Origin of the sequence: Ruegeria pomeroyi DSS-3 (genome assembly GCF_000011965.2) — a bacterium.
GTDB lineage: Bacteria > Pseudomonadota > Alphaproteobacteria > Rhodobacterales > Rhodobacteraceae > Ruegeria_B > Ruegeria_B pomeroyi.
The window spans coordinates 485,284-491,611 of sequence record NC_006569.1; the positions used below are offsets into that span (position 1 = coordinate 485,284).

At 63.9% G+C, this 6,328-nt stretch carries 8 protein-coding genes; 4 read left to right on the forward strand and 4 right to left on the reverse strand.

Annotated elements, in window-relative coordinates:
• Positions 1–94 precede the first annotated feature (94 nt).
• A complete protein-coding gene (locus SPO_RS22045) occupies positions 95–523 on the forward strand; it encodes an FKBP-type peptidyl-prolyl cis-trans isomerase (RefSeq protein ID WP_011242215.1) in 429 nt (142 codons plus the stop codon).
• An 89-nt stretch (positions 524–612) separates the two neighbouring features.
• Here SPO_RS22045 and SPO_RS22050 read toward each other — a convergent pair whose 3' ends face one another.
• Positions 613–1,404, reverse strand: a complete 792-nt coding sequence (locus SPO_RS22050; RefSeq protein ID WP_011242216.1) for an enoyl-ACP reductase FabI — start codon at positions 1,402–1,404, stop codon at positions 613–615.
• A gap of 6 nt (positions 1,405–1,410) precedes the next feature.
• A complete protein-coding gene (fabB, locus tag SPO_RS22055) occupies positions 1,411–2,640 on the reverse strand; it encodes a beta-ketoacyl-ACP synthase I (RefSeq protein WP_011242217.1) in 1,230 nt (409 codons plus the stop codon).
• A 214-nt stretch (positions 2,641–2,854) separates the two neighbouring features.
• Between fabB and SPO_RS22060 the strand changes: the two genes are divergently transcribed.
• Positions 2,855–3,742: a sulfotransferase gene (locus tag SPO_RS22060; protein ID WP_011242218.1), complete on the forward strand. Its 888-nt coding sequence runs from the start codon at positions 2,855–2,857 to the stop codon at positions 3,740–3,742.
• Between the two features lie 150 nt (positions 3,743–3,892).
• A complete protein-coding gene (locus tag SPO_RS22065) occupies positions 3,893–4,156 on the forward strand; it encodes a hypothetical protein (RefSeq protein ID WP_011242220.1) in 264 nt (87 codons plus the stop codon).
• Positions 4,157–4,222: 66 nt separating this feature from the next.
• On the opposite strand, the gene fabA is transcribed toward SPO_RS22065, so the two are convergent.
• On the reverse strand, positions 4,223–4,732 hold the full coding sequence (fabA, locus tag SPO_RS22070) for a bifunctional 3-hydroxydecanoyl-ACP dehydratase/trans-2-decenoyl-ACP isomerase (protein ID WP_011242221.1): 510 nt from the start codon (positions 4,730–4,732) through the stop codon (positions 4,223–4,225).
• Positions 4,733–4,920: 188 nt separating this feature from the next.
• Here fabA and irrA point away from each other — a divergent pair, with 188 nt between their 5' ends.
• Positions 4,921–5,340 (forward strand): iron response transcriptional regulator IrrA, encoded by a 420-nt coding sequence (gene irrA, locus SPO_RS22075; protein ID WP_011242222.1) that lies wholly within the window; start codon positions 4,921–4,923, stop codon positions 5,338–5,340.
• On the opposite strand, the gene SPO_RS22080 is transcribed toward irrA, so the two are convergent.
• Entirely contained in the window at positions 5,341–6,237 is an 897-nt protein-coding gene (locus SPO_RS22080; RefSeq protein WP_011242223.1) for a LysR family transcriptional regulator, read from the reverse strand.
• Positions 6,238–6,328: the final 91 nt, after the last annotated feature.

Sequence of the window (6,328 nt, forward strand, 5' to 3'; positions counted from 1 at the left end):
CAGTCGCGCGGCGGGCGAAAGGGGGCGGGGTTTACATTGGTGTGACAGGGTCTAGGCTGGGCGTTCTTTCAAAACTGCCCCAGACGGAGACGGCATGACCCAGATCAAACAAGGCGACACGGTGCGCATCCACTACACCGGAACCCTGCTCGACGGCAAAACCTTCGACAGTTCCGAGGGGCGCGACCCGCTGGAGTTCACGGTCGGGTCCGGCCAGATCATTCCCGGTCTGGACAAAGCGATGCCGGGCATGGAAACCGGCGAGAAAAAGCGCGTCGAGGTGCCCTGTGCCGAGGCCTATGGCCCGCTGAACCCCGAGGCCCGGCAGGCGATCCCGCGCGAGGGTATCCCCGACGACATTCCGCTGGAACTGGGCACCCAGTTGCAGATGCAATCCCCCGATGGCCGGGTGATCCCGGTGACGGTGGTCGAACTGGAAGAGGCGACGGTGACGCTGGACGCCAACCACCCGCTGGCCGGTCAGGACCTGATCTTTGACATCGAGGTCGTCTCGATCAACTGACGACACGGCCCGCCCCGGCAAGGGGCGGGCCGATCTGTTGCGCAGCGCGCGCGGCAGGCGAGATTTTTCGTCGAAAAATCTTGCCCGCGCTACATGAATTCCGACTGTGGCATGCCCAGAACGTGGAAGCCGCCATCGACGCGGATGATCTCTCCCGTGGTGCAGGCGCCTGCGTCCGAGGCGAGATAGACCGCGGTACCGCCCACCGCCTCGAGCGTTGCGTTCGAGCGCAGTGGCGCGTTCTGGTCGCAGAACTTGAAGGTCTTGCGCGCACCGCCGATGGCGGCGCCCGCCAGGGTCTTCATCGGGCCGGGCGAGATCGCGTTCACGCGGATCCCGTCGGGGCCCAGGTCATTGGCCAGATAGCGGGTCGCCGATTCCAGCGCCGCCTTGGCAACGCCCATGACATTGTAGTTCGGCACCACCCGGTTCGAGCCCTGATAGGTCAGCGTCAGCACGGTGCCGCCATTCTCCTTCATCATCGGATAGGCGCGCCGCGCCACCTCGATCAGGGAATAGGCGGAGATATCCATCGAATGTTTGAAATTCGCCCGCGTCGTGTTCAGGAACCGACCCGTCAATTCGGATTTGTCCGAATAGGCAATGGCATGCACCAGGAAATCCAGCGTCGGCCAGCGCGCGGCCAGCTGTTCAAAGGCGGTGTCCAGCGACGCATCGTCGGTCACATCCGCGTCGACCATGAAATCGCTGCCGACACTGGCGGCCAGCGGCTCCAGCCGCTTTCCGAACGCCTCGCCCTGATAGGTAAAGGCCAGTTCCGCCCCCGCCTCGTGCATCGCCTTGGCAATGCCCCAGGCGATGGAGCGATCATTCGCGACCCCCATGATCAGGCCGCGTTTGCCCTGCAAAAGTCCTGACATCTGCCCTTACCCCCTGAACTTGCTCAGCACCATCGACCCGTTGGTGCCACCAAAGCCGAAGCTGTTGGTCATCACCGAATCGAGCCCGGCGTTTTCTACATATTGTGTTGCGACCTCGCCGGGCTGGATGCCTTCGGCCAGGGTCTCGACATTGATCGAGGGCGTGATGAAATCATGCTCCAGCATCAGCAGGCAGAAGATCGCCTCGAGCGCGCCCGCCGCCCCCTGGGCGTGGCCGGTCATCGACTTGGTCGAGCTGATCGGCGGCACGCGGCCCTCGCCGAACACACGGCGAACCGCCTCGACCTCGCCCACGTCACCGACCGGGGTCGAGGTGCCATGCGCGTTGATATAGCTGATCTTGCGATCCTCGGGCAGGGTGGACACCGCCAGCCGCATCGCCCGCTCGCCGCCCTCACCCGAGGGGGCCACCATGTCATGCCCGTCCGAAGTGGCGGCATAGCCGGTCACTTCGGCATAGATCTTGGCGCCGCGTGCCAGGGCATGTTCCAGCTCTTCCAGCACCACGATGCCGCCGCCGCCCGAGATCACGAACCCGTCGCGATCCTGGTCAAAGGCGCGCGAGGCTTTCTCGGGCGTGTCGTTGTATTTCGACGACATTGCGCCCATTGCGTCGAACAGGCAGCTGAGCGTCCAGTCCAGCTCCTCGCCGCCACCGGCGAACATCACGTCCTGCTTGCCCATCATGATCTGCTCGGCGGCATTGCCGATGCAATGCAGCGAGGTCGAACAGGCCGAAGTTATAGAATAGTTCAGGCCCTTGATCTTGAACGCAGTGGCCAGATTGGCCGAGATGGTCGAGCACATGCATTTGGGCACCGCGAAGGGTCCGATCCGCTTGGTCGCGCCGGTCTTGAGCACGGTCTGATGCGCGCTCAGCATGGCGCTGGTCGAGGGGCCGCCCGACCCGGCCACCAGCCCTGTGCGCGGGTTGACGACCTGTTCCTCACTCAGCCCCGCATCGGCGATGGCCTGCTGCATGGCGATATGCGCATAGGCCGCGCCCGGCCCCATGAAGCGCAGGGCGCGCTTGTCCACATGCTCGGCCACGTCGATCTTGAGCGTGCCGGCGATGCGGCTGCGGAACCCGTGTTCGGCCATTTCCTCGCAGGCGACGATGCCAGACCGGCCTGCCCTGAGCGAGGCGGTGACTTCCTCGGCATTTACACCGATCGAAGAGACTATCCCCAGACCGGTCACAACCACACGGCGCATGAACGAACTCCTTTGTTGCGTTGTGCCTGTGTAGGGTAGCGGGGTGGGCTGGGCAAGCCAATAGGCGGCGGGTCCGGGCGCGGGTACGTATGGTGGCCCGCGGGTGGGTGACCATTGAGATTGCCGCCGCGCTGTGGCAGCCTGAACCGGCCTGGCTTTACAGGCCGTCTGGGCGACTTAGCAAAAGGGAGGCGCCGCGCCGCGGGCCGATGACATGACTGTCGCGATCCCGGATCTTCGGGTCTGTGCGAACCTGACCGGAAAGACGCTGCTGATCTGTGTCGGCGCGGCGAAATGCGCGACCAGCTGGCTGCACGATTACCTGGGGTCGCGCCCCGAAGTGACGGTTTCCCCCCTGAAGGAACTGCACTTCTTTGACAGCAAGTTTCCCGAACATGCCCTGGGAGATGCCGATGGCCTTGCCCTGGCGCGCCTGTCCTTTCAGTTGGGCCAGGCCGGCGATGCGGTCGCTAATCTCAGGCATCGCGCCATTTTTCAGGCCAGCCTCGACCGCGCCCAGATGATTTATGACGACAATGCCTATTTCGGGCATTTTGCCCGGTTATGTGGGCCGCAAACGCGCTGTTTCTGTGATCTGACGCCCTCTTACAGCGCCATCGGGGCCGAAGGGTTCGCCTATATGAAACGGTTCTGCGCAAGTCAGGATATCGAGGTGAAGATCCTCTTTCTCATGCGTGATCCGGTCCGGCGCTTCTGGTCGCAGTTGCGCCACCTGCAACAGATGAACCCGGTCAACGATGTTGCCAGCAAATGGCGGCACGCGCTGACGGCGCCCGCACTGCTGGCAAGGGCCGATTATCGCGGCATCGTTCTGGCGCTGGAGCAGGTGTTCCCTTCGGCGAACCTGCTCTGCCTGTTCTATGAATCCCTGTTCGAGGGCGACGACGCGATCCGGCGCCTGTGCCGCTTCATCGGGATACCCTTTGCGCCCGCCGCGACCGGTCAGCGACACAACGAGACCACTGTCAGGTTGCCCCTTTCAGACGATGCCCGAGACGCCTTTCGTCATCTTCTGGCCCCGCAATACGATTTCTGCCGCGAGCGCTTCGGGCGCTCCATACCCGGGTCGTGGCTGGCCTGACGTCCCGGGGGGTCGATGCTCGACTCTGTGGGGCGTTTTTGCTATCATGCCGCCACTTTTCTGAATTTTGTGACCTGTTTCGGTGCCATCGAAGACAGCCGGGTGTTTTGAGCCCGGAGCCATTGTTATTTTTGCAGAAGGAATTTCACTATGCCAGAAGACGGAATCGGTTTTGAATTCTTCAGAGACGATCAAAATCCCCGCCTGACCATCGTCAACGAGGCGGCGTTGCAGAACGCCAGCAACCAACTGTTCAACGAAATCGCCCATCTGCGGGCATTCGATCACCTTGGGAACGCGGTCGAAGCGGTGCAGAAAGCGGCGCAGCACAAGGCGCGTCAGGACCCGCCGGATTGGGATGACAATGTGCCACCCGACGCAACGGATGGCGGCGACTTCTTCCTGTTGGGATAGGGTGCGGTCAAACCCTGCCAGAGCCCGGCCGAAAACCCGGGCAGCGCGTCGGGTTGGGAGGTGGCGTCAGCTTTCGCTGAGCGCCACTTTCATATCTTTGACCTGATAGATCACCTCGCCATCGGCCTCGACGATACCGTCTGCAACGCCCATGGTCAGGCGGCGGGTCTGGATCGCCTTGGTGAAATCCACCTTGTAGGTCAGCATCTTGCGGTCGGGGCGCACCATGCCGGTCAGCTTGACCTCGCCGACACCCAGCGCATAGCCGCGCCCCAGCCAGCCGCGCCAGCCCAGGTTGAAGCCGGTCAGTTGCCACAGACCGTCCAGACCCAGACAGCCGGGCATGATCGGGTTGCCGGGGAAGTGGCAGTCAAAGAACCACAGATCCGGGGTGATATCGAACTCGGCCCGAATGTGACCCTTGCCATGGGCGCCCCCGTCGGCAGAGACCTCGGTGATCCGGTCCATCATTAGCATCGGCGGCGCCGGCAGCTGCGCATTGCCCGGACCGAACAGCTCTCCCCGGGCGCATTTCAGCAGGTCTTCCTTGTCAAAGCTGCTCGGGTATTGGGCCATCTGCCTGTGTCTCCTGCCTGAGGTCTGTCTAGCATATCTGGCCCCCTCTAGCATCGCCAAAGCCCGTCCCGCAAGGGCGGCAAAGGGACCTGTGGCCGCAGGCCCACAGCCAGATGAGAATGAAATTCATTTGAGTTTTTGGCCTTGGGCGCCTTATATATACCGTCAGCTGCAACGGAACGGGACCGATGACGCCAAATTCTCAGGAAATCGCCACCGATTGGCTGGTCGATGCCGGGCTGCGCCCGACCCGTCAGCGCGTGGCGCTGGCCGAGCTTCTGGTCGGCGACGGGCGCCACCGCCATGTGACCGCCGAAAGCCTGTTCGACGCCGCCCGCAGCAAGGGCGCCGCAGTGTCGCTGGCCACCGTCTACAACACGCTGCGCGCCTTTTGCGATGCCGGTGTGCTGCAGGAGATCACGGTGGATGGCTCGAAAAGCTATTTCGACACCAATACCCATGACCACCCGCATTTCTTCTGGGAGGACGAGGGGCGGTTGTCGGACGCGCCCTCGGATCAGCTGGTGATCCAGCGCCTGCCCGAAGCGCCCGAAGGGGTCGAGATCGCCTCGGTCGATGTGGTGATCCGGCTGCGCCGCAAGGGCTGATCAGCGCGCGACAAACAAATCCGTCAAGACCTGTGCCGCCCGCGCGGTGGTTCTGTCCGCCGGTCCGGTGCCGTGCCGGGCGAGGATCACGGATTCGGCCAGATCCGCCCCGGCGATCGGACGGCTGAGCAGCGGCCTGCCATCATAGCTGGCCGGATGGGCGGGCGCGGCATAGCTGATCCCGACGCCCTCGCCATGGGCGGCGAGGCTGCGCAGCAGTTCCAGCGTGGCGGCGCGATGCGCCACCACCGGCGCCAACCCCCGGCGGCGGAACAGGCCCAGCATGTGCTGGGCCGAAAGACCCTCGTCCGACAGGATCAGCGGATGCGCGGTCAGGGCCTCCAGGTCGGGGTCGGTGCCTTGGGCCAGTGGATGATCGGGCGCCATCACCGCTTGCGGGTGGCTCTGATACAGAGGCTGGCGATCAAACCCGGCATCCAGCCCCAGATCATAGGTCAGCGCCAGGTCGATCTGCCCCTTGAGCAGGGCCGAAATCAGGGCCTCGAACCCGTCGGCGCGGGTGCTGATCGTGACATCCGGCAGCGCCCGGCGCAGCGCATGCAGGGCCGGCGCAAGCAGGAAGGGCGCCAGATCGGTGAAACAGCCCAGATGCAATTGCCGCCGGGCCGGGCGGGGATGGGCCGGATCCTCGATCCGGGCCGCATCCGACAACAGCGCCTCGGCGGCGGTGATGAAACGGCGTCCCGCCGGGGTCACCGCCATCGCCGACCCGCGCCGGCGCATGAAAAGCGGCTGGCTCAGATGGCTCTCGATCTTGGTCAAAGCGGCCGAAAGCGCCGGCTGCGAAACGTTCAGCGCGGCGGCGGCGGCCGACAGGCTGCCATGGCGACCGACGGCACAGACATATTCGTATTGGCGCAGGGTAAGGTATAACATCAGCTTATTTATTAGTTCGAAAGATATGATTTGAACAGAGGCCTGCGGCATGTGCAAATCGGCTCCAGACCCCAGCCCCGGAGACACCGCC